The following is a 26,766-nucleotide window of genomic DNA, read 5'->3' as shown; positions in this document are numbered from 1 at the left end:
AGAGCTCCTGACTGCTGTGCGGGCGGCAGACAAATACTATGCCTGCTTACTTTCTACAGTATGCCAGCCGCCGCGGCGCGGTGCTCGCGGGTCAATCCTGCAGAAAGCCGGCCAGGACCCGGCGGACGCTCGCCGGGAGACCGGAGGCCTCCACGGGACCTCCCCGCGCAGAAAGGGTGCCTGCACGGCCATGGATACTCGCTGCCGCCGCGGCAAGCCGCGCGTAATGTCCGGGGCTGCCGGGGCCGCTGGTGTCAGTGGCGAGCAGTGCGCCCAGGATTCCGGAGAGTGTGTCGCCGCTGCCGGCGGTCGCCAGCCACGGTGTCGCTTCGGCCTGGCTGTAGACCGGCCCGCCGGGAGCGGCCACGAGGGTGGCCCAGCCTTTGAGCAGCACAGTGGCTCCGGTCAGGTCCGCGGCGTGGCGGACATGGCTCAGCGGGTCCCCTTCCACGGCCGCCCGGTCAGTGCGGTTTCCCAGGCTGTTGAGCAGCGCAGTGAGTTCCCCGGCGTGCGGTGTCAGGATGACCTGCGGGCCAAGGCCCGGCCCGGCGGCGGCGATCGCGTCGGCGTCGATCACGGCGGGAAGTCCCGAAGCCATGGCGTCCACCGCCCTGCGGAGCTGCCCTTCGTCCTCACCGGCGCCGGGTCCCGCGGCCCAGGCCTGGACGTGGGCCTGCGCCACGCCGCCTTGGGAACAGACGGCTTCGGGGTGCAGGAGGTTGATCAGCTGGCAGACCGGCTCCGGTCCCAGAAAGCGGACCATACCCACCCCGGTGGCCAGAGCGGCGCCGGTGGCCAGGACGGCGGCGCCGGGATACTTTGTTGAACCGGCAGCAATGCCGAGCACTCCGCGGCTGTACTTATGGTCCCCGGGCGCCGGGGGGCGGAGGAGATCCGCGATGTCCGCGTCCTCCAGCCGCTGGATGCCGGCGGTTCGCAGCTGCGGGGAGAGGCCGATGTCCACGCACTCGATCTGTCCGGCTGCTGCAGCGCCGGGGCCGGCCATCAGTCCGGCCTTTGGTGCACCGAAGGTGACCGTCAGGTCTGCACGCAGATACGCTCCGCGCGCTTCACCTGTATCTGCGTTGATCCCGCTGGGCAGGTCGCAGGCGACGACGGCGGGAGCCTCGCCACGGCGCAGGCGCGCCGGCTCCAGCACTGCCAGCCCTGCTGCCGGGGACCGGAGTCCCCCCTTCCCTCCGGTGCCGAGAATCCCGTCCAGCACCAGATCGGAGGCCCTGCAGAGCTCAAGAACCGTTCCGGTATTTTCCTCGGTGAGGGTCAGGACTTTCCCGCCGCGCCGGCGGAAGGCGGCCAGGGCGGCTGGGTGCACATCTGCGGCTGTGAGCACGGCGGTGGAACTGCCGCCGCGGGCCAGAAGGCGGGACGCAGCGTACAGAGCGTCACCGCCGTTGTTGCCGGCTCCGGCCAGGACCACCGTCTTCGAACCGTAGATCCGGCCGCGCCGGCTGGAGAGCAGCCCGCTGGCCGCGTGGTAAAGGCCGTAGGCCGCTTTTTGCATCAGGTCCGGCCCGGCGCCGGCATCGAGGAGCGGTTGTTCTGCTGCCCGGACGGCGGTGCCGGAGTACGCACTGATCATGCGTACCAGACTAGCCCTCAGCTACCACCATGGCAGTGGCGAGGCCGCCGTCGTGGCTCAGGGAGAGGTGCCAGGTGCGGACACCCTTATGCTCGGCTGCTGCAGCAACGGTTCCTTCGACAATGATCTGCGGCGCGCCGGAGGAATCCAGCTCAATCCGGCAGTGCTGCCAGTTCATGCCGGCTGGCGCGCCGAGGGCCTTGGCCACCGCTTCCTTCGCGGCAAACCGTGCCGCCAGGGACCGCACGTTCAGCTCCCGTTCCGCCGGAACGAAGAGCCGGGACCGAAGCCCGGGAGTACGCTCGAGCTGGCGCCCGAAACGCTTTATGTCCACGACATCCACGCCAATACCGACAATCATTGGTGCCCCCTCCGGCAGGTTTGGTCCGCTCCGCTACTCGACCGTGACGGACTTTGCCAGGTTACGCGGCTGGTCGACGTCGAATCCCTTGGCAGTGGCCAGGGCGCAGGCAAAGATCTGCAGCGGCACCGTAGTCAGCAGCGGGGCCAGCAGCGTCGGCGTCTCCGGAACGTAGAAGACGTACTCGGCGTAAGCCTTGACGGCGTCGTCTCCCTCTTCCGCGATGACGATGGTCTTGGCGCCGCGGGCCCGGATTTCCTGGATGTTGGAGACGACCTTGGCGTGCAGCGAATCCCGGCCGCGGGGCGAGGGAACAACGACGAACACCGGCTGGCCTTCTTCGATCAGCGCGATCGGCCCGTGCTTGAGCTCGCCGGCGGCGAAGCCCTCGGCATGGATGTAGGCCAGTTCCTTCAGCTTCAGGGCGCCTTCCATGGCGACAGGGAACCCGACATGGCGGCCGAGGAAGAGGACGGAAGAGGTGCCGGCCATCAGCTGGCCGAGCTCCTTGATCGCACCGGCACCGTCGAGCACCTGCTGGATCTTGGCGGGCACCTTGGCGAGGTCGGCCAGGATGTCCTTGATTTCGCCCTGGAACTTATTGCCGCGCACCTGCGCCAGGTAGAGGCCCAGCAGGTAGGTGGCGGTGATCTGGGCAAGGAAAGCCTTGGTGGAGGCGACGGCGATTTCCGGCCCGGCGTGGGTATACAGCACGGCATCCGCTTCCCGCGGAATGGTGGAGCCGTTGGTGTTGCAGATGGCCAGGATCTTGGCGCCCTGTTCCTTGGCGTAGCGCACGGCCATGAGCGTGTCCATGGTCTCACCGGACTGCGAGATGGCGACGATCAGAGTATTGGAATCGACGATCGGATCGCGGTACCGGAACTCATGGCTGAGCTCGACCTCCACCGGGATGCGGCACCAATGCTCAATGGCGTACTTGGCGACCTGGCCGGCATAGGCGGAAGTGCCGCAGGCCAGGACCATGATCTTGTTGATCGACTTCAGCGCTTCGGGGCTGACGCGCAGCTCATCCAGGGTGAGGCGCCCGTCGGCGTCGAACCGGCCCAGCAGGGTGTCGGCAACGGCCTGGGGCTGGTCGTTGATTTCCTTCTCCATGAAGGAGTCATAGCCGCCCTTTTCCGCGGCGGCAGCGTCCCAGTTGACCTCAAATTCGGTGCCCTCGGCCGGGAGGCCGTGGAAGTCGGTGATTTCGACGGAATCCGGAGTGATCGTGACAATCTGGTCCTGGCCCAGTTCCACGGCACGGCGGGTGAAGTCGATGAAGCCGGACACATCGGAGCCGAGGAAGTTCTCGCCCTCGCCAAGTCCCACGACCAGCGGAGAGTTGCGGCGGGCGGCGACTACGGTGTCCGGGGAATCGGCATGGATGGCCAGCAGCGTGAACGCCCCTTCGAGGCGCTGGCAGGCGAGCTGCATGCTGCGGGCCAGGTCCTGTCCACCGGTGGAAGCGTAAATGCGGCCCAGCAGTGCTGCAGCAACTTCGGTGTCGGTTTCCGACTTGAACCCGACGCCTGCGGCGAGGAGTTCTTCCTTCAGCTCTGCGAAGTTCTCGATGATGCCGTTGTGGATGACGGCAAGGCGGCCGCCGTCCGCCAGGTGCGGGTGGGCGTTGCCGTCGGTCGGTCCGCCGTGGGTGGCCCAGCGCGTGTGGCCGATGCCCGTGGTTGCTTCCGGAAGCGGGTCTGCTTCAAGTTCAGCAACCAGGTTCGCCAGCTTGCCCGACTTCTTGCGGGACTCCATTCCGGTCCCGGTCAGCACGGCGACGCCGGCTGAATCGTAGCCGCGGTATTCCAGCCGGCGAAGGCCTTCCATCACGACGTCCAGGGCGCTGTGCCCAATAGCTGCGGCAGCGCCCGGGCGGCCGGTATAACCTACGATTCCACACATGATGATTAGACTACCGGCAGCTGGCGGTGACGGTCTAAACGCCGCCCCGTTCCCGCCTCCCGGTCCCGGAGCCTTGTTTGGATTGACCGCCCCGGCAGTGCACAATTCCTAGAGTGACCGAACCAACTCCGAAGTCCTCGCCGGGCAACGGCCATGAGAGCAATTTCACCCCCTTCGTTGAGCTGGACCGGCAAACCTGGTCACGCCTGTCCCACGAGATCGAGTCTCCGCTGAACCAGGACGACATCACGCGCCTGCGCGGGCTCGGCGACCAGCTGAACCTGGATGAGGTCCGCGAGGTCTATCTGCCGCTCTCCCGGCTGCTGAATCTCTACGTGGCGGCGGCCGGCAAGCTGCACAATGCCACCACCACCTTCCTGGGTGAACAAACCACAAGGACACCGTTTGTGATCGGGGTCGCCGGTTCGGTCGCCGTCGGAAAATCCACGACGGCCCGCGTGCTCCGGGAGATGCTGCGGCGCTGGCCGGACACCCCGAATGTCGAACTTATTACCACCGACGGTTTTCTGTACCCCAACGCCGAGCTCAAGCGCCGCGGCCTCATGGAACGCAAGGGGTTCCCGGAAAGCTATGACCGCCGGCGGCTGCTGCGCTTCGTCAGCGCGGTCAAGAGCGGCGCCGAGGAGGTGAGGGCCCCGCGTTATTCGCACCTCACCTATGACATTGTTCCGGATTCCGAAATCGTGGTCCGCCGTCCGGACGTCCTGATCGTCGAAGGGCTCAACGTCCTGGCACCCGCGCGGACCCGCCCGGATGGACGCTCCGGGCTGGCGCTCAGCGATTTCTTCGACTTTTCCATCTACGTCGACGCGCGGACCGCCTACATCGAGGAGTGGTACGTCCAGCGCTTCCAATCGCTGCGCAGCGGCGCTTTTGCCAACCCTGCCTCCTACTTCCACCGTTATGCCGGCCTCACGGACCAGAAAGCCCGTGAAACGGCCCTGGACATCTGGAAGCGCATCAACGAGCCCAACCTCGTGACGAATGTCCTGCCGACCCGCGGCCGGGCCCAGCTGGTCCTCACCAAAGACGCGGACCATTCCGTCCGCCGGATGCTCCTGCGCAAGACCTAGGAGCATCCGGGCAGCCGGTAGTCTGGGCCAATGCTTAACGGGTTCAAAAACTTCATCATGAAAGGCAACGTGCTGGATCTGGCCGTCGCCGTCATCATTGGAACCGCGTTCACCGCGGTCGTCAACGCCATGGTCTCCGCAGTGCTGATGCCGTTCATCTCCGGCCTCACCGGATCGCCGAACTTCGACAGTTTCGCGGTCCTGGAACTCAACGGCAACGCGGTGCGGTTCGGTGTCCTGCTCACCGCCGTCGTCAACTTCCTGCTCGTGGCGGCGACCGTGTACTTCGTGGTCGTCCTGCCGATGAACAAAATGATCGAGCGGCGCAACCGCCGCCTTGGCATCGAACCGTCAGCCGCCGTGGACCCGCAGATCGTGCTGCTGACCGAAATCCGGGACGCCCTCAGCGCTCAGTCCGAACAATCCAGCCAGGCCGAACAATCCAGCCAGGCCGGACATTTCAGCCAGGCCGGTCAATCCCACCAGGCCACCCAGCCCAGCCAGTCCGCCGGTACTCCACTCACCTGACTTTCCCGCTCTGGAGATACCAGGCCGGAGCAGGGGGCAGCGGTTAGACGCCTGCGCCCTCAGTGGCTGCCAATGAGAGGTTTGCTTCGACAGTTGCTGCCAGCTTTTCGGCAACTGTCCGCGCGGTTTCCATATCGGCCGCTTCAACCATGACCCGGACCAGAGGTTCGGTCCCCGACGGGCGCAGCAGGACACGGCCCGTCTCACCGAGTTTCTCCTGGGCGTCAATCACGGCCCGCCGAACGGCCTCGTTGGAGGAGGCCGCGGATTTGTCGACGTTCTTTACGTTGATCAGCACCTGGGGAAGTTTCTCCATGATGCTTGCCAGCTGCTTCAGGCTGCGGCCGCTCCTGGCCATCTGGGCGGCCAGCTGCAGGCCGGTGAGGACACCGTCTCCGGTGGTCGCGTACTTGGAGAAAATGACGTGGCCGGACTGCTCGCCGCCGAGGCTGTAACCACCCTCGCGCATGGCTTCCAGGACGTACCGGTCCCCTACCCCGGTTTCCCGGATGCTGATTCCGGCTTCCCGCAGCGCGAGCTTCAGTCCGAGGTTGCTCATGACTGTGGCTACGAGGGCATCGTCCTTCAGTTCCCCGGACGCCTTCATGGCTACGGCCATGATGGCCATGATCTGGTCACCATCAACGACGTTGCCCTCGGCATCCACTGCGAGGCAGCGGTCGGCGTCTCCGTCGTGGGCGATGCCGAGGTCCGCACCGTGCTGCAGGACAGCTTCCTGCAGCGGGCCGAGGTGGGTGGAGCCGTAACCGTCGTTGATGTTGATGCCGTCCGGTTCGGCTCCGATCACCACTACTTCGGCACCGGCATCGGCGAAGACCTGGGGCGAGCATCCGCTCGCGGCTCCATGGGCACAGTCCAGGACGACCTTCAGGCCCTCGAGGCGGTGCGGAAGGGTCTGGAGAAGGTGAACGATGTAACGGTCCTCGGCGTCGGCAAAGCGCTGGATCCGGCCGACGGCAGCACCGGTGGGACGGGGATTCGGCGCATCCATCTCAGCTTCGATCGCATCTTCCAGCGCGTCGTCGAGCTTCTGGCCTCCGCGGGCCAGGAATTTGATGCCGTTATCCGGAGCAGCGTTATGGGATGCGGAAATCATCACGCCGAAGTCTGCATCAAGGTCGGCTACCAGGTAGGCCGCCGCTGGGGTGGGGAGGACACCGGCATCGAAAACATCGACGCCTGAACTCGCAAGCCCTGCCTCCACCGCGGCGGAAATGAACTCGCCGCTGATCCGTGGATCCCGTGCCACCACCGCTACCGGACGCTTCCCTGCGGGAACCTGCCGGTGTCCCAGGACGACGGCGGCAGCCTGTGCCAGTCCCAGTGCCACTTCGGCAGTGATCAAGCCGTTAGCCAGTCCCCGGACGCCGTCGGTACCAAACAGTCGTGTCATGTTCAAAGAATCCTTAACAGCATGTAGTAACCAAGCATGCAGTTGCCCAGCAGGGGTTCCAGCTTGCAACCCCCGCGCCTATTCTGCCACCCAAGCAAGGCCTGCGCCCAAACGCCGCTCTCGCAGCCAAGCCGAATGACAGGACTTTCCGTCCTTTCCAGCGAACTGTACCCGCCGGGCACCGTCTGCTGACCAGTAGCTTAAGCAAAATACCCCCGGCCGAAGCCGGGGGTATTTTGCTGCCCCAGAGTTGTGGACGCCACAGCGGCCGTAACTCTGGTAGCGCCGAAATGACGCTTGTGAACCCAAGCACCCAGTGAGCGCTTGTGGAGCCAAGCGCCAATTCAGCGCGAGGGCCCCGTTCTGCAGGCGCTTCAGCGCTGGCAGAACGGGAGCGCTGAATTAGCGCTTGGGGATCCGAGCGCCAGAAAGCGCTGCGGGCCCCCCGTTGCTGACGCGCCAGCGGCAGCAACGGGGGAAAGCGCTTTCTAGCGCTTGGAGTACTGAGGTGCCTTGCGGGCCTTCTTGAGACCTGCCTTCTTGCGCTCGATGACGCGGGCGTCACGAGTCAGGAAGCCGGCCTTCTTCAGGGCGGGGCGGTTGTTTTCGCGGTCGATCTCGTTCAGCGAGCGAGCGACACCCAGACGCAGTGCGCCTGCCTGGCCGGAAGCGCCGCCGCCGTGGATACGGGCGATAACGTCGTAAGCACCGTCGAGGTCAAGAAGCTTGAACGGCTCGTTGACTTCCTGCTGGTGCAGCTTGTTCGGGAAGTAGTCAGCCAGTTCGCGGCCATTGACGATCCACTTGCCGGTGCCCGGGACAACCCGGACGCGTGCAATGGCTTCCTTGCGGCGGCCGACGGCGGAGCCGGCGACGGTCAGGGCCGGACGCTCCTTGACCTCCGCCTGGGCAGCGTCGGTGCTTTCCGAGGTGTAGCTGGTGAGCTCCTCGGTGTTGTCATTCAGCTCTTCAGTGTTCTGAGCCACGATTCTCCTTGAATTAATTTCTTAGTTGGCGGGCCAGAACTACTGGGCGACCTGGGTGATTTCGAAGGTCTTGGGCTGCTGTGCGGCATGCGGGTGCTCGGCACCCTTGTATACCTTCAGCTTGCCCATCTGCTGTGCAGCGAGGGAGTTCTTGGGCAGCATGCCGCGGATGGCCTTCTCAACTGCGCGCACCGGGTTCTTTTCCAGCAGTTCGGCATAGTTGACGGAGGACAGACCGCCCGGGAAACCGGAGTGGCGGTAGGCACGCTTCTGTTCGAGCTTGGCGCCGGTCAGGGCAACCTTCTCAGCGTTGATGATGATGACGAAATCGCCCATGTCCATGTGGGGGGCAAAGGTCGGCTTGTGCTTTCCGCGCAGCAGTGTTGCGGTCTGGCTGGCAAGACGGCCTAGGACAACGTCGGTGGCGTCAATGACGTGCCACTGGCGGTTGATGTCGCCGGGCTTCGGGGTGTACGTACGCACGTTTTTGCCTTCGTTTCTTCTTCTTAGGTGGCGCGCCGCGTATGGATGCCATACGCCACGCAGCTTCTCTATGCGTTACCGGACGGTCAGGTGAGGACTGATGTAACCAGTGGTCCTGAGTTCTCGGCTATCTCCCCGGGGCCAGGTGGCTCTGCAACTGAGCCGCTCCCGTGGGCATAGACCTATCGAGGTAGGACACGCACAACGACTATAAACAATAGCGTGCTTGCCGGGCCAGGTCAAAGTCCGGTGCACGCGACTGTCCTGACTATTCTATGCCCTTCTCTATACCCTCCGGGCCCGGGTCATTTCCGCCCGTGCCAGCAGCTGGTCCGGGCTGGGGTAGCGGACTTCCTCCAGCACCAGCGGATGCGGCGCTGCGAGGATGGACTTGGAGTCGCGGATGCGGGCGAACATGCGTTCCGCCAGCCACTGCGGCCGCCGCTCCCCCGCACCAACCAGCAGCGCTCCTCCGATCAGGGAGCGCACCATGTTGTGGCAGAAGGCATCGGCCTGCAGGTGGGCGGTGAGGACTCCGTCTGAACCCCGGACAAAGCTGAATTCCTGCAGCTCCCGGATGGTCGTGGCTCCCACCCGCGGTTTGCAGAAGGACAGGAAATCCTGGATCCCCAGCACCCCTGCGGCAGCTTCATTCATGGCATTCTCATCGACCGGGACCTTGTACCAGAGGCTGATGCTGCGCAGCAGCGGATCCCACGTCGTATCCCGGTCCGCGATCCGGTAACTGTATCTGCGCCACAGGGCCGAGAACCGGGCGTCGAAACCCTCAGGTGCCAGCGAGACGGCGCGGACCTCGATGGCGCCGGCCAGGGCTTCAGCTGTCCGCCGGGAGGTCCCGCTTTCCTTCAGCGGCATGGTCAGTTCGCGGTTGAGCACGCCGCGCAGCCTGCGTCGAAGCGCCGTGGAGGGATCCAGCTCCTTGCCCCTGGACAGCGCCTGCCACTCCGCTGCCGCCAGATCAAAGTGGACCACCTGGCCGCGGGCATGGACACCGGCATCTGTCCGCCCCGCCACCGTCACACGGACGGGCCGGCGGATCAGCACGGCAAGGGCTGCCTCCAGCGTGCCCTGGACAGTGCGGAACCCGGGTTGGGTGGCCCAGCCGGAGAAGGGCGCGCCGTCGTAGGCCAGGTCCAGCCGGACACGAAAAGACCCGCCGTCCACGTTCGGAACGGCGGGTCTCTCGATACTCATACCCTCAATATTAAGGGCACAAAGGATCAATCAGAGAATTACTTCTTCTCTTCAGTTGCCTCGGCAGCTTCATCTGCGGAGTCAGCAGACTCAGCGGAGTCAGCAGACTCGGCGGACTCGGCAGAGTCAGCGGACTCGGCAGAGTCAGCGGATTCAGCCGAATCGGCGGATTCAGCAACCGGAGCGGGAGCAGCGGCAGCAGCAGCGGTGGATGCCTCGGCAACAACAGACTGCTTTGCGGACAGCGGTTCCAGAACCAGTTCGATGACAGCCATGGGAGCGTTGTCGCCCTTGCGGTTGCCGATCTTGGTGATACGGGTGTAGCCGCCGTCGCGCTGGGCAACGGCCGGTGCGATCTCGGTGAAGAGCTCGTGAACGAGGCCCTTGTCAGAGATCAGGGCCAGGACGCGGCGGCGGGAAGACAGGTCTCCGCGCTTTGCGAACGTGATCAGGCGTTCTGCGTAGGGACGCAGGCGCTTGGCCTTGGTCACCGTGGTGGTGATCTGCTTGTGCTCGAACAGCTGTGCGGCCAGGTTCGCCAGCATCAGGCGCTGGTGAGCCGGGCTGCCTCCGAGGCGCTTACCCTTGGTGGGTGTAGGCATTACTTTTTCTCCTCAAACGGTGCCGCACTGTGCTCAGGCACGGCGGCATGATTTTGCGTAGTTAGAGCTCGTCGTCCGAGAATTCGGACTCGTCCTCTTCAATGGCTGCGGCGCGGGCTGCAAGGTCGAACCCGGGAGGGGAATCCTTCAGGGACAGACCCAGTTCAACCAGCTTCGCCTTCACCTCATCGATGGACTTCGCACCGAAGTTACGGATGTCCATCAGGTCAGCCTCGGAGCGGGCAACGAGTTCACCCACGCTGTGGATGCCTTCGCGCTTGAGGCAGTTGTAGGAGCGCACGGTCAGCTCAAGGTCCTCAATCGGCAGGGCCATATCGGCTGCCAGTGCGGCATCCGTGGGGCTCGGGCCGATTTCGATGCCTTCAGCTGCAGTGTTCAGTTCACGGGCCAGGCCGAAGAGCTCAACCAGGGTGGTGCCTGCGGACGCGACGGCGTCGCGCGGTGCAATGGCATCCTTGGTTTCGACGTCGACAATCAGGCGGTCGAAGTCGGTGCGCTGCTCGACACGGGTAGCCTCCACGCGGAAGGTTACCTTCAGGACCGGCGAGTAGATGGAGTCAACCGGAATACGGCCGATCTCCTGGTCGCCGGACTTGTTCTGGCTTGCGGAAACGTAGCCACGTCCACGCTCGATGGTCAGTTCAAGTTCGAACTTGCCCTTCGAGTTCAGGGTGGCGATGTGCAGATCCGGGTTGTGGAACTCCACGCCGGCCGGCGGAGCAATGTCCGCAGCGGTGACGACGCCGGGGCCCTGCTTGCGCAGGTAAGCCACGACGGGCTCGTCGTGCTCGGAGGACACCGACAGGTTCTTGACGTTCAGGATGATCTCAGTGACATCCTCCTTAACGCCCGGAACGGTGGTGAACTCGTGCAGCACTCCGTCGATCCGGATGCTGGTTACGGCAGCACCGGGGATGGAGGAAAGCAGCGTACGGCGAAGCGAGTTGCCGAGGGTGTAGCCAAAGCCGGGTTCCAGCGGTTCGATGATGAACCGGGACCGGTTGTCGGCTACGACTTCTTCTGTGAGGGTGGGGCGCTGTGCAATGAGCACTTGCATTTCCTTTCAGCGAGCGTCCGCTATATGACGCAGCACAAATGGTGGAAACGACGACGACGGGGCGACCCCGCGCGCGTCTTGGACGGCTAGCAGCCTCGCACCCGGGCCGGACCGCCCTTCGGGCCTGCCTGCACTAAGCAGAGCAGACCCGACGGGCGGTGCCGGCACCGGCAACGAATGCGAATTAGACGCGGCGGCGCTTCGGGGGACGGCAGCCGTTGTGTGCGCTCGGGGTGACATCCTGGATGGTGCCAACTTCCAGGCCGGTGGCCTGGAGCGAACGGATGGCGGTCTCGCGTCCGGAGCCCGGGCCCTTCACGAAGACGTCGACCTTGCGGACGCCGTGTTCCTGGGCGCGCTTGGCAGCGGCTTCAGCAGCCATCTGTGCAGCGAACGGGGTGGACTTGCGGGAGCCCTTGAAGCCAACCTCACCGGCAGAAGCCCATGAGATAACAGCACCGGACGGGTCCGTGATGGACACGATGGTGTTGTTGAAAGTGCTCTTGATATGCGCCTGGCCGAGCGCAATATTCTTCTTATCCTTGCGACGCGGTTTGCGTACCGCTCCACGAGTCTTGGGGGGCATTACTTCTCCTACAAAGAGTTTGGAATAGGTGACCTGACTGTGCAGGTCATGGCCTGGACCGCGTTATTTAGCGGCCGGCCTTCTTCTTACCGGCAACGGTGCGCTTCGGGCCCTTGCGGGTACGAGCGTTGGTCTTGGTGCGCTGGCCGTGGACAGGCATGCCGCGGCGGTGGCGGATGCCCTGGTAGCTGCCGATTTCAACCTTGCGGCGGATATCTGCTGCTACCTCGCGGCGGAGGTCACCCTCAACCTTGAAGTTGCCCTCGATGTAGTCACGCAGCTGAACGAGTTCAGCGTCGGTGAGGTCCTTGACGCGAGTGTCCGGGCTGATGCCGGTCTCTGCCAAGGTCAGCTCTGCACGGGTCTTGCCCACGCCGTAGATGTAGGTAAGCGCAATGACAACCCGCTTTTCGCGGGGAATGTCTACGCCGGCGAGACGTGCCATATTGGCGGTTCTCCTTTGGGTAATACCGGAGGTCTGAGGCAGTACGTCCCCGTTGCCAGGTCCCCGGCCTCCGTACCGGGGGTATGCGTCACGCGTATCAGACGCTGTACTGCCATATTCAATTACTACGCGTGGGCTTAGCGTGCCCCAGGCCCCCTGCGGGTCCTTGGACGTTAGCCGCTAGTTAGCCCTGGCGCTGCTTGTGGCGCGGGTTCTCGCAGATCACCATGACTCGGCCGTTACGGCGAATCACCTTGCACTTATCGCAGATCTGCTTGACGCTCGGCTGGACCTTCATGGTTTTCCTTTGCGTGGTTGCAGGGATGAACTCCGGACTTCCTTCGGAAACACCGGAGCCTTGTTGTTACTTGTAGCGGTAGACGATACGGCCCCGGGTGAGGTCGTACGGGCTAAGTTCCACCACAACGCGGTCTCCGGGGAGGATGCGAATGTAGTGTTGACGCATCTTTCCCGAGATGTGTGCGAGCACAATGTGGCCGTTGGCCAGCTCAACGCGGAACATCGCATTGGGCAGGGCTTCGTTGACCGAGCCCTCAATCTCTATGACGCCGTCTTTCTTGGCCATATCCTCCGCTAACGTCTGTGCCGCCCTTGATTACGCGGGCAGCGGTTTTGGTTTTTGGCGGCCTCGCCGAGACCTGACCCACCGGAATACACCGGATGGAAAAGGGCACGAATGTAGAGACAACCAACAGATAACTCTACGGTACGATGCCCGATAAGTTAAATCCCAGGGACCGTCCGGCCTGGGCCTGCCTGCCGCAGCCAGCCCGCGAGTTCGGCGGGATGATCCGTAATGATCCCGTCGACGCCGGCAGACACTGCCGCGGCCCATTGGTCCTGTTGGTTCAGCGTCCAGCTGTAGACCGCCTGCCCGTTGGAGTGCAGGGTTTCCACCAGTTCCGGAGCGGCCGCGAGGACCGCTCCGTGCGGGTTGCAGGCGGCGGCATCGACGTCGGCCAGGAAGTTCAGCAGTTCCGCGTCCTGCCGCGGAGGAGGGGCTGCGGCGATCAGCAGCCCGCGCGCCAGGTCCGGCGCGGCCTCGGAAAGGTTCCGCACTGTCTGGCGGGAGAATCCCTGAAGCAGGCAGCGGGAGCTGAGTCCGCCCGCCTGCAGCAGTTCCGCCGCGGATGCCAGCGCGCTGACGCTCCACTCCCCCTTGAACTCCAGCAGCCAGGCTATCTCCGGGTGCCCTGCCGCGAAGGCAATCAGGTCGGGCAGGTCCGGGATCCGCTCGGCGGCGAACTCCGGCGCGAACCAGGAGCCCGCATCAGCTTCCCGCAGGCGGGCAGCTGTTGTCCGCCCCACAAGTGCATCGCTGCCGGCTGTCCGGGACAGGCTGGCGTCATGGATGAGCACCGCGGTGCCGTCGGAGCTGAGCTGCAGATCCGTCTCGATCATCGCGGCCCCGGCCGCCGCCGCTGAGGCGAAGGCAGCCAGGGTGTTTTCTGGGGCCTGAGAGGAGTTCCCGCGGTGGGCAATGTTCAGCATCTCCCCCGGGCCGGGCAGCGGGCGGTTCACAGGTACGGCTCAACGTTCTGTTCAAAGGACTTGCCGATGGCCTCCGCGGCTGCGGCGAAGGCCTCGGCCGCCGGGGTGTCCTGCAGCATGATTTTCTCCAGCGCGGTGGTCAGGGCCTGGTCGCCGGAGGGGACGAAGGAGCGTGCCCAGTCCTGCACCCGGGTGGTGGCCAGCTGGTCGACTGCCGTCCGGAACTGCGGCGCCTTCGCGTACACGGCCTGCATGGTTTCGCCGTCGGCTGCGGAGGTGCGCACCGGCATGTACCCGGTGTTCGCCGAGAAGTAGGCGGTCTGTTCCGGTTTGCCGATGAACTTCAGGAACATTGCTGCTGCCAGCTGCTGTTCCGGGGTCTTATCCGCCGCGATGGCGATGCCGGTGCCGCCCGTCGGGCAGGCCGCGCCTTCCGGACCTTCGGGCAGGAACCCGGTGCCGACGTCGAACTTCGCGGCTTCCAGGATGCCGCTCAGTGAGCCGGTGGAGGCGATGGTGCAGGTGCTGACCCCTGCCGTGAAGTCGGCTACATAGTCAGCGGCGGACACGGTGAGGGTTTTGTCCTGGTTCATCATGCGGCGGAGGAACTCGCCTGCTTCGATGGTCTTCGGGTCGTCAAGCGTCAGCGTCCACTCGTCGGAGTAGGAGCCGCCCAGGCCCCACATGATGTTGCAGAACCACCAGGCCGACCAGGAGGTGCCCTTCCCCAGGGACATCGGCACTGCCCCGTTGTTGGCTGCGGCCAGGGCCGGCGCCCAGTCGTTGTATTCGGTCCAGGTCTTCGGCGCGCGGTCCGGCAGGCCGGCAGCTTTGAAGAGGTCCCGGTTGTAGTAGAACAGCGGGGTGGAGCGGGCGTAGGGGAAGGCCCAGTGGTCTTCGCCGAACTGGTAGTCGTTGTACAGGCCGGTATTGTAGTCCCTGGTATCGATCTCCAGGTGCGCGGCGAGGCTGTCCACCGGAATGATCTGGCCGTTGATCATGTAGCGGAACCACCAGACGTCGCTGGCCCCGACCAGGTCCGGGACATTGTCCGTACCGGCCGAGGACTGGAAGCGCTGGGCGACTTCGTCGTAGTTGGCACCGGCGGTGACCAGCTCCACCCCGATACCCGTTTCCTGGGTAAAGCGGCGGATCAGTTCCTCTTCAATCGGTTTGGAGGCTCCGGGGTGGTTGGACCACCAGGTGATCTGCTTCGCCGGGGTGACCGCGGACCAGTCAGTTCCGGCGGCCTTCACCGCTCCGCCTTCGCCGGCGGTGGAGGGTCCCCCGCAGGCGGCGAGGGCAGCTGAGCCTCCGAGGATTCCGGCAAGGGCAAGGATGTTGCGGCGGGTGAGGCCGGCGGCGGGAAGTGAGGCAGGGGCGAGTCGCTTGTTCATGGTTTCCTTTGTGTTTCCTGGGTCTTGCGGGCGGATAGATGGACGGGACGGGGTTGGGAGGAAATTCAGGACGGGCTTAGCCCGTGACGGCACCGGCGGTCAGGCCGGAGACAATCCGGCGCTGGAGCACAAAGAAGAGGGCCAGCACCGGCACAGTCACCAGGACCGTTCCCGCCATCAGCACGCCCCAATTGGTGACGCCGTCGTTGTTCTGCAGCAGCGTCAGACCGACCGGGAGGGTCATCATGTCCGCCTTGTCCACGACCAGCAGCGGCCAGAGGTATTCGTTCCATTCGTTGACCACCGAGACGAGGGCGACGGCGGCGATGGTGGGTGCTGACATCGGCACCACGAACTGGAACAGCCTGCGCAGGTGGCCGGCGCCGTCGAGCCCCGCCGCTTCCAGTACGGAGGCCGGAAGGGACAGGAAATGCTGGCGGAAGAGGAACGTGCCAAAGGCGCTGGCCAGCCCGGGCAGGATCATGCCCTGGTAGGTGTTCAGCCAGCCGAGCTCCGCGACCAGGGTGTAGTTGGGGATGATGACGATCTGCTGGGGAATGAGGAGGGCGAAGATCACGACGGCGAAGAACACCTTCTTGAACGGGACGTCCAGGAACACCAGCGCATACGCCGTCGTCAGTCCCAGGAAGATCTTGAGCGAGGCTCCGATGAACGTCACCAGCAGGGAGTTCGCAAAGAAGCTGCCAAACGGTACGCGTTCCAGGGCTGCAGCGTAATTGGACAGGTCCCAGGCCGCCGGCAGCCACTGAATCGGGACGGTATAGATTTCATCGGGTTCCTTGAAGCTGGCCAGCAGCATCCAGGCCAGCGGCAGGACCATCACCGCGACGGCAGCCAGCAGGGTGCCGTAGCCGGCAATCCGGATCCGGGTACGGCTCATGAGTAGTGGACCTTCTTTTCGACGAATTTGAGCTGGATGAGGGTGATGGCCAGCAGCACCACGAAGAGGACGGTGGCAATCGCCGACGAGTACCCCGCCGTTCCGTGGGTGAAGCCCTCCTGGTAGATCTGGTACATCATGGTGGTCGTGCCTTCCAGCGGTCCGCCCTTGGTCATCGCCTGGATGATGTCGAAGGACTGCAGCGAGCTGAGCAGGGTGGTCACTGAGAGGAAGAACGTAGTGGGACCGAGCAGCGGCAGGACGATCCCGAACAGGCTGCGGACCTTCCCGGCGCCGTCCAGTGACGCTGCTTCCAGCAGGTCTTTGGGGATCGCCTGGAGTCCGGCCAGATAGATGAGGGCCACGTAGCCGGCGTTCTTCCAGAGATAGACGATGATCACCATCGCCAGTGCAGATCCCGGATCGTTGTACCAGTCCGGAGACTGCATGCCGAGCGCCCGAAGCAGGGCGGACGTGACACCGAAGTTCGGATCGAAGACGAACAGCCAGAGCAGTCCAACCGCAACCCCCGAAAGAACGTAGGGTGCGACGATGATTGTCCCGGCAGCGCCCCGGAGCTTCAGCCTGCTGTTGAGCAGCAGCGCGAGGAGCAGCCCAATCACCATCCCGCCGCCCACCGTGGCCAGTGTGAAGACGACCGTGACGCCCACGATCTGGGGTGTGGAGGATGCGGTGAACCAGTCCGTGTAATTCCGGATTCCCACCGGCCTGGCAATGCTGGAGCCGATGTTCCACTGGAGGGTGGAGAAGTAGAGGGACTGCAGCAGCGGCTTGTAGGTGAAGACCAGCAGCAGCGCGATGTTGGGGCCGGCCAGCAGGAGGAACAGCAGCCAGTTGCTGCGGCGCCGGGATGCCCTGCCGGCAGGCCGGCGGATCCGGAGCGTTGGCGCTGCTCCCCCGGGGCCGGAGCTGGCGGGTGCGGATATCCCTGGCCGGGCCGGCGGCGCCGGGGACAAAGTGGTGGATGACATGGGGCGAAGAACCTTCGTCGGCAGGTGGTTGATGCCTTCAGCGTAGGTTTCCTGGCGCCGGAGAATTCAGGAAAAGTCTCCGGTTCAACGAGTCTTCAGAAGCAGTTGCCCGAGCTTTCAGTGCGCGTTCAGCGGCCGTTCATTTTGTGACGGACGCGGGCTCCGTGTGGCGGGGAGAGGGCCTGGACGCGCGGCTGGGGTGCGCCCGGGCTGCGCCTTCCGGCGGCACCGGTTTGCTAAGGTCTGGGGATGAATTCCGCAAGCTTGTCCCAGGACCGGGCCCGCCGGGCCCGCCGCAGGAATCTGCTTTCCGGTGTCCTCGTGGGCATCGGCATCGCCGCTTTCCTGGACGAGGTCGTGTTCCACCAGCTCCTGCAGTGGCACCACTTCTATGACAAGTCCACGACTGCAGCCGGCTTGTTCTCAGACGGGTTGTTTCACGCTTTTGGCTGGTTTGCCGTCGTAGCCGGCCTGTTCCTGTTCGCCGACCTGCGCCGGTACCGCAGCCTCATTCCGGTCCGCTGGACGGGCGCTGTCCTGCTGGGGACCGGCGCCTTCCAGCTCTACGACGGCATCATCCAGCACAAAGTTCTCACGCTCCACCAAATCCGGTATGGCGTGGAGCTGCTGCCCTATGACCTCATCTGGAATCTGGCGGCAGTGCTGCTGCTGGCCGCCGGGGCCCTCCTGCTTTTCCGCACCCGTGCGGCGGTTCCGGCCAGTCCGAGTGCCTGATGCTGCACGCACACCAATCCGGCGGACTGCCCGTTGACCTGCTGCTCCTGATTCCGGCGGCTGCAGCTGCCGCCGCCTACTGGGCAGGCGTGCTCTCACCCCGCTCGGGTGTCTGGCCGGTTTACCGTCCGGTGGCGTTCACGGCCGGAACCGCTGCAGTGCTGGTCACGGCCGCCGGCCCGCTCCCGGTCCAGGCCCATGGGAACTTCACCCTCCTGGCCGTGTCCCACGTCCTGGCCGGGATGCTGGGGCCTCTCCTGCTGGTGATTTCCCGGCCGGTGACCCTGGCCCTGCGCACTATGGACCCCGTTCCCACCCGCCGCCTGGTCAGGGTTCTGCGCTCGATTCCGGTCCGCTTCCTGGCCCACCCGGTCACGGCGGCTGTCCTGGCCATGGGCGGGATGGTGCTGATGCTCCGCACCCCGCTCTTCGACGCCATGCGGACCGAGCTGCCGGTTCACTGGCTGGTGACGTTCCATCTGGCCGCCGCCGGCTACCTCTGGACCGCTGCGCTCATCGGCCGTGATCCGAACCCGCACCGTGCTTCCCTCCGCCTGCGTGCGGCCATCCTGGTCCTGACCATGGCCGCGCACAATGTCCTGGCCAAGTCCCTGTATGCCACTCCTCCGGCAGGAATCACAGCGGAGCAGGGCGAAGCCGGGGCGATGGTCCTGTACTACGCCGGGGGCGCGGTGGAAATCGCGGTCATTTTCCTGATGTGCCTTCAGTGGTACCGGAAACCGCCCGGACGAAGCGCCAGGCGAAGGGGCAGCACCACGCAAAGGGCCCGCTCCGCCAATCGGCGGAACGGGCCCTTCAACGCGAAAACAGCTGCAGCTACGGAATCGGCACCGGGGTAACACCCAGCGGAGCCAGACGGGAGGCACCGCCGTCGGGGGCGGTCAGCACCCAGATGCCCTTCTCGTGGATAGCCACGGAATGTTCCCACTGGCAGGAGCGTGCCCCGTCCGTGGTGACAACGGTCCAGTCGTCTTCCAGCGTCTTGGTCTCGATCCCGCCGCGTACCAGCATCGGTTCAATGGCCAGACACATTCCGGGCTTGAGCTTCGGGCCGCGGTGGCTGGTCCGGTAGTTCAGCACGTCCGGTGCCTGGTGCATTTCCGAACCGATACCGTGGCCGACGTAATCTTCAAGGATGCCCAGCGGCTTGCCCGGGACACTGCTCACATAGTCATCGACGGCGGCGCCAATGTCACCTACGAACCTGCCTTTGGCTGCGGCCGCAATGCCGTGCCACATGGCATTCTCGGTGACATCGGACAGCCGCTGATCCTCGGGATCAGCGGCACCGACGATAACTGTCCTAGCCGAGTCCGAATGCCACCCGTTAACCACCGCACCACCGTCAATGGAGATGATGTCGCCCTCGCCCAGTACGCGGGAACCGGGGATGCCGTGAACGACTTCCTCATTGACTGAGGTGCAGATCGTCGCAGGGAAACCGTAGTAGCCAAGGAAGTTCGACGTGGCCCCGGCCTCAGCCAGCACCGCGGCAAAGACCTTGTCGAGCTCCGCTGTGGTGATACCCGGACGAACGGCTTCCACCGCAGCGTCGAGGGCCTTGATCAGCACCAGGCCGGCTTCCCGCATGGTGCGCATCTGTGCGTTGGTTTTGTACTGGATCCGCGGCTGGGCCAACGTCTCGCCTTCTATCTTTAGCTGTGGTCCTTGAGCGCCTGCATCACGCGCTCGGTGACTTCGTCGATGTCGCCCAGGCCGTTGACGCGGGTGACAATGCCGCGCTCCTCATACCGGGCGACGACGTCGGCCGTCTGCTGCTTGTAGAGCTCGAGACGGTGGCGGATGACTTCTTCATTGTCGTCGGCGCGGCCTTCGATTTCCGCCCGCTTCAGCAGGCGCGACACGAGTTCCTCGTCGTCGGCGGTCAGCAGCAGGACAGCGTCGAGCTTCTGGTTGCCGGAGGCCAGGATGTCATCGAGTTCATCCACCTGTGCGGTGGTGCGCGGGTAACCGTCGAGCAGGAAGCCTTCGGCGACGTCGTCTTCCTTCAGGCGTGACCGGACCATATTGTTCGTGACCTCGTCGGGAACAAAGTTGCCGGCGTCGATGTACTTCTTGGCCTCGACACCCAGGGGCGTCAGGTTCTTCACGTTGGACCGGAAGATGTCACCCGTGGAGATGGCTGCGATTCCGAGGCGGTCCGAGATCCGGGCGGCCTGTGTTCCCTTGCCGGCGCCGGGAGGCCCGATAATGAGCAGTCGTGTCATCGCAATAACCCTTCGTAGTGACGTTGCTGAAGCTGTGCGTCAATTTGTTTGACCGTCTCGAGACCCACACCAACCATGATGAGGATCGAGGTTCCGCCGAACGGGAAGTTCTGGTTTGCCCCGACCAGCACCAGGGCAATCAGCGGAATGAGGGCAACAAGGCCCAAATAGAGGGCGCCGGGCAGGGTAATGCGGGAAAGCACGTACTGCAGGTATTCGGCGGTGGGGCGGCCGGCACGGATGCCGGGAATGAATCCGCCGTACTTCTTCATGTTCTCCGAGACTTCTTCGGGGTTGAACGTGATCGAGACGTAGAAATACGTGAAGAACACGATCATGAGGAAGTACACGGCCATGTAGAGAGGGTGGTCGCCCGATGTCAGGTAGTTGTTGATCCAGACCACCCATTCCGGCGGAGCTGTGCCGTCGGATGGAGTATTGAACTGGGCCAGCAGCGAGGGCAGGTAGAGCATGGAGGACGCAAAGATCACGGGGATCACGCCGGCCATGTTGACCTTGATCGGGATGTAGGTGTTGGTTCCCCCAACAGTGCGCCGTCCGACCATGCGCTTGGCGTACTGGACCGGGACACGGCGCTGGGACTGTTCAACGAAGATCACCAGGGCAACGGTGACGATGCCGATCGCAATCACGCCGAGGAAAACGGTCCAGCCCTGGGCCGAGAGGATAGCGCCGAGGGCGCTGGGGAAACTCGCGACGATCGAGGTGAAGATGAGCAGGGACATGCCGTTGCCGACGCCCTTTTCCGTCACCAGCTCGCCCATCCACATGATCAGACCGGTGCCGGCCGTCAGGGTGATGATGAGCAGGAGGATGGTCATGATGCTGTCATCGGGGATGATCGGCACGGCGCACATGTTGTTGAACAGCGCGCCGGAGCGGGCCAGGGAAACAACAGTGGTCGCGTTCAGCAGTCCCAGCGCAATGGTGAGGTAGCGCGTGTACTGCGTCAGCGTGGACTGCCCCTGCTGGCCTTCTTCATGGAGGGCCTGGAAGTGCGGGATCACGACGCGGAGCAGCTGAACGATGATGCTCGCGGTGATGTACGGCATGATGCCGAGGGCGAAGACTGAGACCTGCAGCAGGGCACCGCCGCTGAAGAGGTTCACGAACTCATACAGGCCACCTGTGGTGGCACCAAGAGCCAAGCACTGCTGCACATTGCCGTAGTCAACACCAGGGGCCGGGATAAACGCACCCATGCGGAAAATAGTGATGATTCCCAGCGTAAACAACAGCTTGCGTCGCAGGTCTGGCGTCCGGAAAGCCCGGCCAATAGCGCTAAGCAAGCGTCCTCCTGAAGTAATCCTGAAGTGTGAATGAGTCCCGGCGGGACTGGTGACAGAAACTGAGTCTATCCGCTCAAACCCGCTGTTGTGTTAACGGCACCAACAGCTGTTACCGGGGATTGCCGACGTGTTAAAAACACTTAGCTCCCGGTGCGCCGCTCGCGCGGCCCACCGGGAGCTAAGTGGTCAGCAGAAGGAGTGCATAACCCGCCCCGGTGCCCGGACGAACCGGGCACCGGTAACGGAGATTATGCGTTCCCGTCACGGTGCTTTAGAGCGCCGTAACCGATCCGCCTGCTGCAGCGATCTTTTCTGCGGCGCTGGCGGAGAAGGCATCGGCCTTCACATCAACCTTGACGGTGATGTCGCCGGTGCCCAGAACCTTGACAGGCTGGTTCTTGCGCACGGCACCCTTGGCAACGAGGGCCTCAACGGTGACCTCACCGCCTTCGGGGAACAGTTCGGAGATCTTGTCCAGGTTTACAACCTGGAATTCAACCTTGAACGGGTTCTTGAAGCCGCGCAGCTTCGGCAGGCGCATGTGCAGCGGAAGCTGCCCGCCTGCGAAACCGGCCTTGACCTGGTAGCGGGCAGCCGTACCCTTGGTACCGCGGCCTGCCGTCTTACCCTTGGAACCTTCACCGCGGCCAACACGGGTCTTAGCCGTCTTGGCACCCGGTGCGGGACGCAGGTGGTGGACCTTCAGAGCTTTGTTTTCTTCGGCCATGTTACTTCGCCTCCTCAACCTTCACGAGGTGCGGAACCGTGTTGATCATGCCAACGGTCACGGCATCAGCGCTGCGTACGACCGTGTGGCCGATGCGCTTGAGACCGAGTGAACGCAGCGTGTCGCGCTGATTCTGCTTACCACCGATGGTGGACTTAATCTGAGTGATTTCCAGCTGTGCCGAGCTGACGGCAACGCGCTTCGGAGTAGTCATCAGGCACCTGCCTTCTGCATGTTGCGGATCATCGCTGCCGGAGCAACTTCGTCCAGCGGCAGGCCGCGGCGGGCTGCCACTGCCTGGGGCTCTTCGAGGCGCTTCAGTGCGTCAACCGTGGCGTGCACGATGTTGATCGCGTTGGAGGAACCCAGCGACTTGGAAAGCACGTCGTGGATACCGGCGCACTCGAGGATGGCGCGGACCGGACCACCGGCGATAACGCCGGTACCCGGGGAAGCCGGACGCAGCAGGACAACTCCAGCAGCTGCCTCGCCCTGCACCAGGTGCGGGACGGTGCCGGCAATGCGGGGAACGCGGAAGAAGGACTTCTTCGCTTCCTCGACTGCCTTGGCGATAGCCGAGGGAACTTCCTTTGCCTTGCCGTAGCCAACGCCGACCATGCCGTTGCCGTCACCGACAACAACCAGGGCGGTGAAGCTGAAGCGCCGACCACCCTTGACAACCTTGGCGACGCGGTTGATGGTCACGACGCGTTCAATGAACTTGTCCTTGTCATCATTACGTCCGCCGTCGCGTCCGCCGCGTCCGCCGCGGTCACGGCCTCCACGGTCGGAGCGCTGCTCGCCCCGGCGTCCGCCGCGGCGGTCGTCGGTGCCTGCGGCAGCGGTTTCCTTGGTCTCAGTTGCCTCAGCAGATGTAGCTTCAGTCACCTGATTTTCCTTTTCCTTGTTAACCTCGGTCACAGTGCCAGCCCACCTTCGCGTGCGCCGTCTGCGACAGCCGCGATGCGGCCGTGGTAGCGGTTGCCGCCGCGGTCGAACACAACGGCTTCGACGCCGGCAGCCTTGGCACGTTCGGCAACGAGCTCGCCGACGCGCTTCGACTTGGCAGTCTTATCGGCCTCCATGGAGCGCAGATCTGCTTCCATGGTCGACGCGGATGCAACGGTCACGCCGCGGCTGTCATCGACAACCTGGACGAATACGTGGCGGGCAGAGCGGTTGACGACCAGGCGCGGACGGGCCGCGGTGCCGGCAATGCGCTTGCGGATCCGCAGCTGGCGGCGGCTCCGGGAAGCGGACTTGCTCTTGGAATTGCGCTTCTTATTAATGCTGATGGCCATGATTACTTACCAGCCTTTCCGACCTTGCGGCGGACAATCTCGCCGGCGTAACGAATGCCCTTGCCCTTGTAGGGGTCAGGCTTGCGCAGCTTGCGGATGTTGGCGGAAACCTCGCCCACCTGCTGCTTGTCAATGCCGGAAACAGTGAGCTTCGTGGGGCCCGTGACGGTGAGCGTGATGCCCTCCGGAGCCTTCACGGAAACCGGGTGGCTGTAGCCGAGGGCGAACTCGAGGTCCGAGCCCTTGGCCTGCACACGGTAACCGGTGCCAACGATTTCCAGGTCCTTCTTGTAGCCTTCGGTCACACCGGTGATCATGTTGCTGATCAGGGTGCGGGTCAGGCCGTGGAGGGAACGGGATTCGCGCTCGTCATTGGGGCGGGCGACGGTGATGGTGTTCTCGTCCAGGGAAACCGTGATCGGGCTGGGCACAACGTGGCTCAGCTCTCCCTTGGCACCCTTGACCGTAACGTTGTTGCCATCAACGGCAACGTCGACTCCGGCGGGGACAGAGATGGGCAGACGTCCAATACGTGACATTTTTCTTTCCCTTCCCTGCTACCAGACGTAGGCGAGGACTTCCCCACCCACACCCTTCTTGGCGGCCTGGCGGTCGGTCAGGAGACCTGACGACGTCGACAGGATGGCGATACCCAGGCCACCGAGCACGCGGGGCAGGTTGGTGGACTTTGCGTATACACGCAGGCCGGGCTTGGAGATGCGGCGGATGCCGGCGATGGAGCGCTCACGGTTCGGACCGAACTTGAGGTCCAGGGTCAGCGTCTTGCCAACCTCAGCCTCTTCTTCCTTCCAGCCGGCGATGTAGCCCTCGGCCTTCAGGATGTCGGCAACGCGTGCCTTGAGCTTGCTGTAAGGCATGGACACGGAATCGTGGTATGCCGAGTTTGCATTGCGCAGACGCGTAAGCATGTCTGCGACAGGATCTGTCATTGTCATGTGGGCTCTAGCCCTCCCTCGTAACGGTTTCTGCTGCAGCCGCGGCTTTACCGGTGGCGCACAACAGACCTTTTACGTAGTAATTAATCTTCGGATTTGAACGGGAAGCCGAGCGCCTTGAGCAGCGCGCGTCCCTCGTCATCGGTCTTGGCGGTGGTGACCACGGTGATGTCCATGCCGCGTACGCGGTCGATCTTGTCCTGATCGATTTCGTGGAACATCGACTGTTCGGTCAGACCGAACGTGTAGTTGCCGTTGCCGTCGAACTGCTTGCCGCTCAGGCCGCGGAAGTCGCGGATACGCGGAAGTGCCAGGGTGACCAGGCGATCCACGAATTCCCACATGCGGTCGCCGCGCAGTGTTGCGTGCGCACCGATCGGCATGCCTTCGCGCAGCTTGAACTGTGCGATCGACTTGCGTGCCTTGGTGATCTGCGGCTTCTGGCCGGTGATCGCGGTCAGGTCGCGCACAGCACCGTCAATGAGCTTGGAGTCCTTGGCGGCATCTCCAACACCCATGTTCACGACGACCTTGACGAGGCGCGGAACCTGGTTGACGTTTGCGTAGTTGAACTCGTCCTGCAGAGTCTTCTTGATCTCCGCTGCGTAGCGGGTCTTCAGACGGGGAACGATCTTGGTGACGGTCTCAGTCATTAGAGGTCCTTCCCAGAGCCCTTGGCGACGCGGATGCGCACGGTGCGGGTCCGGCCGTCCTTCGTGACGGTTTCGGTGCGGTAGCCAACGCGGGTAGGCTTCTTCGTCTCGGGATCCACGACGGCCACGTTGGAAACGTGGATCGGGGCTTCAACAACCTCGATGCCGCCGGTCTTGGAACCGCGGGAGGACTGGCCAACCTTGGTGTGCTTGGTGACGCGGTTGATGCCCTCGACGAGGACACGGTTGGTCTCGGGGAAAACCTTCAGGACCTTGCCCTGCTTACCGCGGTCTCCGCCGCGCTCAGCCTTGGCACCGGTGATGACCTGAACCAGGTCACCCTTCTTAATCTTTGCCATGGTCTACAGCACCTCCGGAGCAAGCGAAATGATCTTCATGAACTTCTTGTCGCGAAGCTCGCGGCCGACCGGGCCGAAGATACGGGTACCGCGGGGGTCTCCGTCATTCTTCAAGATCACTGCAGCGTTCTCATCGAACTTGATGTAGGAACCGTCCTGGCGGCGGCGTTCCTTCTTGGTGCGGACGATGACGGCCTTAACCACATCGCCCTTCTTGACGTTGCCGCCGGGGATTGCGTCCTTGACGGTGGCAACAATGGTGTCGCCAATGCCTGCGTAGCGACGGCCGGATCCACCGAGAACGCGGATGGTCAAGATTTCCTTGGCACCCGTGTTGTCGGCGACCTTCAGTCGCGACTCCTGCTGAATCACTTAGTACTCCTGTCGTCGCGCCGGTTCTCAGTAGTTGAGCCTTGCGGAACGGATATGGGTGGACCCCGTAATACTGGTACTCAGCACCGGCCCAAAGACGGGCCGCTCTGCAGCGCAAGCCGCAGCACCATGCTGAACAAGATTATCGGGCTTTTGTCTTATTCGGCGGTGAGAAAGGGCGTCCGAAAGAGGACATGCTTCCGCACCGCACAGACAAGATTTCAAGTTTATCGCGAAAAGGCCCCGGAAACGAAATCGGATGATATCGCGGCCGGGGCCCTGACGCTTTGGACGGCGCCCGTGTGCCGGCAGGGGCAGCTGGTGCTGCTCCCGCCGGCACACTGTCCGGCCTGTTTTTGCTTTGCAGCTTGGAGACTACTTGGCCTTTTCGATGATCTCGACCAGGCGCCACCGCTTGGTAGCGGACAGCGGCCGGGTTTCGGTGATCAGCACCAGGTCGCCAATGCCGGCCGAGTTCGACTCGTCATGGGCCTTGCGCTTGGACGTGCGGCGAAGAACCTTGCCGTAAAGCGCGTGCTTCACGCGGTCTTCGACCTCAACAACGATGGTCTTATCCATCTTGTCCGAGACCACGTAGCCGCGAGCGGTCTTCCGGTACCCGCGGGCATCGGCGCCGTTTGCGTCGTTTGTCACTGCTGCCTCATTCTTGTTTTCGCTCATTTGGCATCATCCTCGGCAACCGTCGCTTCGGACTCGGCAGCCTTCTTCTTGGACTTCTTCTTCTCGGGAGCGGCTTCCTCAACGGGAGCCACTGCCTCGGGACGAATTCCCAGCTCGCGCTCGCGCAGCACCGTGTAGATGCGGGCGATGTCGCGCTTCACGGCGCGAAGGCGGCCGTTGTTTTCCAACTGCCCGGTGGCGGACTGGAAGCGGAGGTTGAACAGCTCCTCCTTAGCCTTACGAAGTTCTTCAACGAGACGCTCGTTGTCGAACCCGTCCAGCTGATCAGTTGCAAGTTCCTTTGAACCGATAGCCATT

At 63.8% G+C, this 26,766-nt stretch carries 34 protein-coding genes and 1 pseudogene; 4 read left to right on the top strand and 31 right to left on the bottom strand.

Features of this window, described 5'->3' with window-relative positions; genetic code table 11:
* Positions 1-91 precede the first annotated feature (91 nt).
* The 3 genes from H9638_RS09460 to glmS are packed head-to-tail and all read right to left on the bottom strand — an operon-like array spanning position 92 to position 3,872.
* Positions 92-1,600: a bifunctional ADP-dependent NAD(P)H-hydrate dehydratase/NAD(P)H-hydrate epimerase gene (locus H9638_RS09460; RefSeq protein ID WP_191746943.1), complete on the bottom strand. Its 1,509-nt coding sequence runs from the start codon at positions 1,598-1,600 to the stop codon at positions 92-94.
* Between the two features lie 10 nt (positions 1,601-1,610).
* Entirely contained in the window at positions 1,611-1,961 is a 351-nt protein-coding gene (locus H9638_RS09455; protein WP_191746942.1) for a holo-ACP synthase, read from the bottom strand.
* Positions 1,962-1,994: 33 nt separating this feature from the next.
* Positions 1,995-3,872 (bottom strand): glutamine--fructose-6-phosphate transaminase (isomerizing), encoded by a 1,878-nt coding sequence (glmS, locus tag H9638_RS09450; protein WP_191746941.1) that lies wholly within the window; start codon positions 3,870-3,872, stop codon positions 1,995-1,997.
* 113 nt (positions 3,873-3,985) lie between these two features.
* On the opposite strand from glmS, the gene coaA reads away from it, so the two are divergent.
* Both coaA and mscL read left to right on the top strand, forming a co-directional pair.
* Positions 3,986-4,966, top strand: coding sequence for a type I pantothenate kinase (gene coaA / locus H9638_RS09445; RefSeq protein WP_191746940.1), 981 nt, complete (start codon positions 3,986-3,988; stop codon positions 4,964-4,966).
* 30 nt (positions 4,967-4,996) lie between these two features.
* Positions 4,997-5,374 (top strand): annotated as a pseudogene (gene mscL / locus H9638_RS09440) (large conductance mechanosensitive channel protein MscL); the annotation flags it as partial.
* 163 nt (positions 5,375-5,537) lie between these two features.
* On the opposite strand, the gene glmM reads toward mscL, so the two are convergent.
* The 14 genes from glmM to H9638_RS09370 all read right to left on the bottom strand — a co-directional run bounded on the left by glmM (position 5,538) and on the right by H9638_RS09370 (position 17,105).
* Positions 5,538-6,908, bottom strand: a complete 1,371-nt coding sequence (glmM, locus tag H9638_RS09435; RefSeq protein WP_191746938.1) for a phosphoglucosamine mutase — start codon at positions 6,906-6,908, stop codon at positions 5,538-5,540.
* 488 nt (positions 6,909-7,396) lie between these two features.
* Complete coding sequence (rpsI, locus tag H9638_RS09430) at positions 7,397-7,894, bottom strand: 30S ribosomal protein S9 (RefSeq protein WP_066295858.1); 498 nt, start codon at positions 7,892-7,894, stop codon at positions 7,397-7,399.
* A gap of 39 nt (positions 7,895-7,933) precedes the next feature.
* Entirely contained in the window at positions 7,934-8,377 is a 444-nt protein-coding gene (rplM, locus tag H9638_RS09425) for a 50S ribosomal protein L13 (protein ID WP_055239378.1), read from the bottom strand.
* Positions 8,378-8,662: 285 nt separating this feature from the next.
* Positions 8,663-9,592 carry a tRNA pseudouridine synthase A gene (locus tag H9638_RS09420; protein WP_191746937.1) on the bottom strand — a complete coding sequence of 310 codons (930 nt, stop codon included), beginning with the start codon at positions 9,590-9,592 and terminating at the stop codon, positions 8,663-8,665.
* A gap of 38 nt (positions 9,593-9,630) precedes the next feature.
* A complete protein-coding gene (gene rplQ, locus H9638_RS09415; RefSeq protein WP_191746936.1) occupies positions 9,631-10,194 on the bottom strand; it encodes a 50S ribosomal protein L17 in 564 nt (187 codons plus the stop codon).
* Positions 10,195-10,255: 61 nt separating this feature from the next.
* Entirely contained in the window at positions 10,256-11,266 is a 1,011-nt protein-coding gene (locus H9638_RS09410) for a DNA-directed RNA polymerase subunit alpha (RefSeq protein ID WP_066295871.1), read from the bottom strand.
* Between the two features lie 190 nt (positions 11,267-11,456).
* Positions 11,457-11,858, bottom strand: a complete 402-nt coding sequence (rpsK, locus tag H9638_RS09405; RefSeq protein ID WP_066295874.1) for a 30S ribosomal protein S11 — start codon at positions 11,856-11,858, stop codon at positions 11,457-11,459.
* A gap of 67 nt (positions 11,859-11,925) precedes the next feature.
* On the bottom strand, positions 11,926-12,303 hold the full coding sequence (gene rpsM, locus H9638_RS09400) for a 30S ribosomal protein S13 (RefSeq protein ID WP_066295877.1): 378 nt from the start codon (positions 12,301-12,303) through the stop codon (positions 11,926-11,928).
* Positions 12,304-12,487: 184 nt separating this feature from the next.
* Positions 12,488-12,601 carry a 50S ribosomal protein L36 gene (gene rpmJ, locus H9638_RS09395; RefSeq protein WP_012397712.1) on the bottom strand — a complete coding sequence of 38 codons (114 nt, stop codon included), beginning with the start codon at positions 12,599-12,601 and terminating at the stop codon, positions 12,488-12,490.
* Positions 12,602-12,667: 66 nt separating this feature from the next.
* Entirely contained in the window at positions 12,668-12,889 is a 222-nt protein-coding gene (gene infA / locus H9638_RS09390) for a translation initiation factor IF-1 (RefSeq protein ID WP_055239372.1), read from the bottom strand.
* 158 nt (positions 12,890-13,047) lie between these two features.
* Positions 13,048-13,845 (bottom strand): glycerophosphodiester phosphodiesterase, encoded by a 798-nt coding sequence (locus H9638_RS09385; RefSeq protein WP_191746935.1) that lies wholly within the window; start codon positions 13,843-13,845, stop codon positions 13,048-13,050.
* Positions 13,842-15,212, bottom strand: a complete 1,371-nt coding sequence (locus H9638_RS09380; RefSeq protein WP_191746934.1) for an ABC transporter substrate-binding protein — start codon at positions 15,210-15,212, stop codon at positions 13,842-13,844. Before H9638_RS09380 ends, H9638_RS09385 begins: the two co-directional genes overlap by 4 nt.
* A gap of 76 nt (positions 15,213-15,288) precedes the next feature.
* Positions 15,289-16,113 carry a carbohydrate ABC transporter permease gene (locus tag H9638_RS09375; RefSeq protein ID WP_191746933.1) on the bottom strand — a complete coding sequence of 275 codons (825 nt, stop codon included), beginning with the start codon at positions 16,111-16,113 and terminating at the stop codon, positions 15,289-15,291.
* Positions 16,110-17,105, bottom strand: coding sequence for a carbohydrate ABC transporter permease (locus H9638_RS09370; RefSeq protein ID WP_191746932.1), 996 nt, complete (start codon positions 17,103-17,105; stop codon positions 16,110-16,112). The genes H9638_RS09375 and H9638_RS09370 overlap by 4 nt, the downstream gene beginning before the upstream one ends.
* A gap of 249 nt (positions 17,106-17,354) precedes the next feature.
* On the opposite strand from H9638_RS09370, the gene H9638_RS09365 reads away from it, so the two are divergent.
* Positions 17,355-17,840, top strand: coding sequence for a DUF2243 domain-containing protein (locus H9638_RS09365; protein WP_191746931.1), 486 nt, complete (start codon positions 17,355-17,357; stop codon positions 17,838-17,840).
* Positions 17,840-18,700: a cytochrome c oxidase assembly protein gene (locus H9638_RS09360; protein WP_191746930.1), complete on the top strand. Its 861-nt coding sequence runs from the start codon at positions 17,840-17,842 to the stop codon at positions 18,698-18,700. Before H9638_RS09365 ends, H9638_RS09360 begins: the two co-directional genes overlap by 1 nt.
* Here the strand turns inward: H9638_RS09360 and map are convergent.
* The 14 genes from map to rpmC form a co-directional block, all read right to left on the bottom strand.
* The gene (map, locus tag H9638_RS09355; RefSeq protein WP_225217248.1) at positions 18,678-19,499 is read right to left on the bottom strand and encodes a type I methionyl aminopeptidase; all 822 of its coding nucleotides are present in this window, start codon (positions 19,497-19,499) and stop codon (positions 18,678-18,680) included. The genes H9638_RS09360 and map overlap by 23 nt on opposite strands.
* A gap of 17 nt (positions 19,500-19,516) precedes the next feature.
* Positions 19,517-20,089, bottom strand: a complete 573-nt coding sequence (locus tag H9638_RS09350; protein WP_191746929.1) for an adenylate kinase — start codon at positions 20,087-20,089, stop codon at positions 19,517-19,519.
* Positions 20,086-21,399 carry a preprotein translocase subunit SecY gene (secY, locus tag H9638_RS09345; protein WP_191746928.1) on the bottom strand — a complete coding sequence of 438 codons (1,314 nt, stop codon included), beginning with the start codon at positions 21,397-21,399 and terminating at the stop codon, positions 20,086-20,088. Before secY ends, H9638_RS09350 begins: the two co-directional genes overlap by 4 nt.
* 271 nt (positions 21,400-21,670) lie before the next feature.
* Positions 21,671-22,126, bottom strand: a complete 456-nt coding sequence (gene rplO / locus H9638_RS09340; RefSeq protein WP_191746927.1) for a 50S ribosomal protein L15 — start codon at positions 22,124-22,126, stop codon at positions 21,671-21,673.
* A gap of 1 nt (position 22,127) precedes the next feature.
* Entirely contained in the window at positions 22,128-22,340 is a 213-nt protein-coding gene (gene rpmD / locus H9638_RS09335) for a 50S ribosomal protein L30 (RefSeq protein WP_191746926.1), read from the bottom strand.
* Positions 22,340-23,014 (bottom strand): 30S ribosomal protein S5, encoded by a 675-nt coding sequence (gene rpsE, locus H9638_RS09330; protein ID WP_191746925.1) that lies wholly within the window; start codon positions 23,012-23,014, stop codon positions 22,340-22,342. Before rpsE ends, rpmD begins: the two co-directional genes overlap by 1 nt.
* 29 nt (positions 23,015-23,043) lie before the next feature.
* Positions 23,044-23,427, bottom strand: coding sequence for a 50S ribosomal protein L18 (rplR, locus tag H9638_RS09325; RefSeq protein ID WP_191746924.1), 384 nt, complete (start codon positions 23,425-23,427; stop codon positions 23,044-23,046).
* 2 nt (positions 23,428-23,429) lie between these two features.
* Positions 23,430-23,966, bottom strand: coding sequence for a 50S ribosomal protein L6 (rplF, locus tag H9638_RS09320; RefSeq protein ID WP_191746923.1), 537 nt, complete (start codon positions 23,964-23,966; stop codon positions 23,430-23,432).
* Positions 23,967-23,984: 18 nt separating this feature from the next.
* Positions 23,985-24,383, bottom strand: coding sequence for a 30S ribosomal protein S8 (gene rpsH, locus H9638_RS09315; protein WP_066295906.1), 399 nt, complete (start codon positions 24,381-24,383; stop codon positions 23,985-23,987).
* An 83-nt stretch (positions 24,384-24,466) separates the two neighbouring features.
* Positions 24,467-25,036 (bottom strand): 50S ribosomal protein L5, encoded by a 570-nt coding sequence (gene rplE, locus H9638_RS09310; protein ID WP_066295909.1) that lies wholly within the window; start codon positions 25,034-25,036, stop codon positions 24,467-24,469.
* The gene (gene rplX, locus H9638_RS09305) at positions 25,036-25,395 is read right to left on the bottom strand and encodes a 50S ribosomal protein L24 (RefSeq protein ID WP_191746922.1); all 360 of its coding nucleotides are present in this window, start codon (positions 25,393-25,395) and stop codon (positions 25,036-25,038) included. Before rplX ends, rplE begins: the two co-directional genes overlap by 1 nt.
* Positions 25,396-25,398: 3 nt before the next feature.
* Positions 25,399-25,767 (bottom strand): 50S ribosomal protein L14, encoded by a 369-nt coding sequence (gene rplN, locus H9638_RS09300; protein WP_055239356.1) that lies wholly within the window; start codon positions 25,765-25,767, stop codon positions 25,399-25,401.
* A 375-nt stretch (positions 25,768-26,142) separates the two neighbouring features.
* Positions 26,143-26,448, bottom strand: coding sequence for a 30S ribosomal protein S17 (gene rpsQ / locus H9638_RS09295; RefSeq protein ID WP_191746921.1), 306 nt, complete (start codon positions 26,446-26,448; stop codon positions 26,143-26,145).
* Positions 26,445-26,765 carry a 50S ribosomal protein L29 gene (gene rpmC / locus H9638_RS09290; protein ID WP_066295918.1) on the bottom strand — a complete coding sequence of 107 codons (321 nt, stop codon included), beginning with the start codon at positions 26,763-26,765 and terminating at the stop codon, positions 26,445-26,447. The genes rpsQ and rpmC overlap by 4 nt, the downstream gene beginning before the upstream one ends.
* Between the last annotated feature and the right edge of the window lies 1 nt (position 26,766).

It is taken from the genome of Arthrobacter pullicola, assembly GCF_014836875.1.
GTDB lineage: Bacteria > Actinomycetota > Actinomycetes > Actinomycetales > Micrococcaceae > Arthrobacter_B > Arthrobacter_B pullicola.
This window is presented reverse-complemented; position numbering and strand designations above follow the sequence as displayed.

Coding starts and splice junctions, on each gene's coding strand:
- rpmD (WP_191746926.1), bottom strand. CDS start 22,340: ATGACTACTCCGAAGCGCGTTGCCGTCAGCTCGGCACAGCTGGAAATC.
- rpsH (WP_066295906.1), bottom strand. CDS start 24,383: ATGACAATGACAGATCCTGTCGCAGACATGCTTACGCGTCTGCGCAAT.
- rplX (WP_191746922.1), bottom strand. CDS start 25,395: ATGGCAAAGATTAAGAAGGGTGACCTGGTTCAGGTCATCACCGGTGCC.
- H9638_RS09365 (WP_191746931.1), top strand. CDS start 17,355: ATGAATTCCGCAAGCTTGTCCCAGGACCGGGCCCGCCGGGCCCGCCGC.
- H9638_RS09420 (WP_191746937.1), bottom strand. CDS start 9,592: ATGAGTATCGAGAGACCCGCCGTTCCGAACGTGGACGGCGGGTCTTTT.
- H9638_RS09460 (WP_191746943.1), bottom strand. CDS start 1,600: ATGATCAGTGCGTACTCCGGCACCGCCGTCCGGGCAGCAGAACAACCG.
- infA (WP_055239372.1), bottom strand. CDS start 12,889: ATGGCCAAGAAAGACGGCGTCATAGAGATTGAGGGCTCGGTCAACGAA.
- rpsK (WP_066295874.1), bottom strand. CDS start 11,858: ATGCCCCCCAAGACTCGTGGAGCGGTACGCAAACCGCGTCGCAAGGAT.
- H9638_RS09370 (WP_191746932.1), bottom strand. CDS start 17,105: ATGTCATCCACCACTTTGTCCCCGGCGCCGCCGGCCCGGCCAGGGATA.
- rplQ (WP_191746936.1), bottom strand. CDS start 10,194: ATGCCTACACCCACCAAGGGTAAGCGCCTCGGAGGCAGCCCGGCTCAC.
- H9638_RS09375 (WP_191746933.1), bottom strand. CDS start 16,113: ATGAGCCGTACCCGGATCCGGATTGCCGGCTACGGCACCCTGCTGGCT.
- rpsM (WP_066295877.1), bottom strand. CDS start 12,303: ATGGCACGTCTCGCCGGCGTAGACATTCCCCGCGAAAAGCGGGTTGTC.
- rpsQ (WP_191746921.1), bottom strand. CDS start 26,448: ATGAGCGAAAACAAGAATGAGGCAGCAGTGACAAACGACGCAAACGGC.
- glmM (WP_191746938.1), bottom strand. CDS start 6,908: ATGACACGACTGTTTGGTACCGACGGCGTCCGGGGACTGGCTAACGGC.
- rplF (WP_191746923.1), bottom strand. CDS start 23,966: ATGTCACGTATTGGACGTCTGCCCATCTCTGTCCCCGCCGGAGTCGAC.
- rplE (WP_066295909.1), bottom strand. CDS start 25,036: ATGACTGAGACCGTCACCAAGATCGTTCCCCGTCTGAAGACCCGCTAC.
- H9638_RS09380 (WP_191746934.1), bottom strand. CDS start 15,212: ATGAACAAGCGACTCGCCCCTGCCTCACTTCCCGCCGCCGGCCTCACC.
- rpmC (WP_066295918.1), bottom strand. CDS start 26,765: ATGGCTATCGGTTCAAAGGAACTTGCAACTGATCAGCTGGACGGGTTC.
- H9638_RS09455 (WP_191746942.1), bottom strand. CDS start 1,961: ATGATTGTCGGTATTGGCGTGGATGTCGTGGACATAAAGCGTTTCGGG.
- H9638_RS09360 (WP_191746930.1), top strand. CDS start 17,840: ATGCTGCACGCACACCAATCCGGCGGACTGCCCGTTGACCTGCTGCTC.
- rpmJ (WP_012397712.1), bottom strand. CDS start 12,601: ATGAAGGTCCAGCCGAGCGTCAAGCAGATCTGCGATAAGTGCAAGGTG.
- glmS (WP_191746941.1), bottom strand. CDS start 3,872: ATGTGTGGAATCGTAGGTTATACCGGCCGCCCGGGCGCTGCCGCAGCT.
- rplO (WP_191746927.1), bottom strand. CDS start 22,126: ATGGCCGAAGAAAACAAAGCTCTGAAGGTCCACCACCTGCGTCCCGCA.
- rplR (WP_191746924.1), bottom strand. CDS start 23,427: ATGGCCATCAGCATTAATAAGAAGCGCAATTCCAAGAGCAAGTCCGCT.
- H9638_RS09350 (WP_191746929.1), bottom strand. CDS start 20,089: ATGACACGACTGCTCATTATCGGGCCTCCCGGCGCCGGCAAGGGAACA.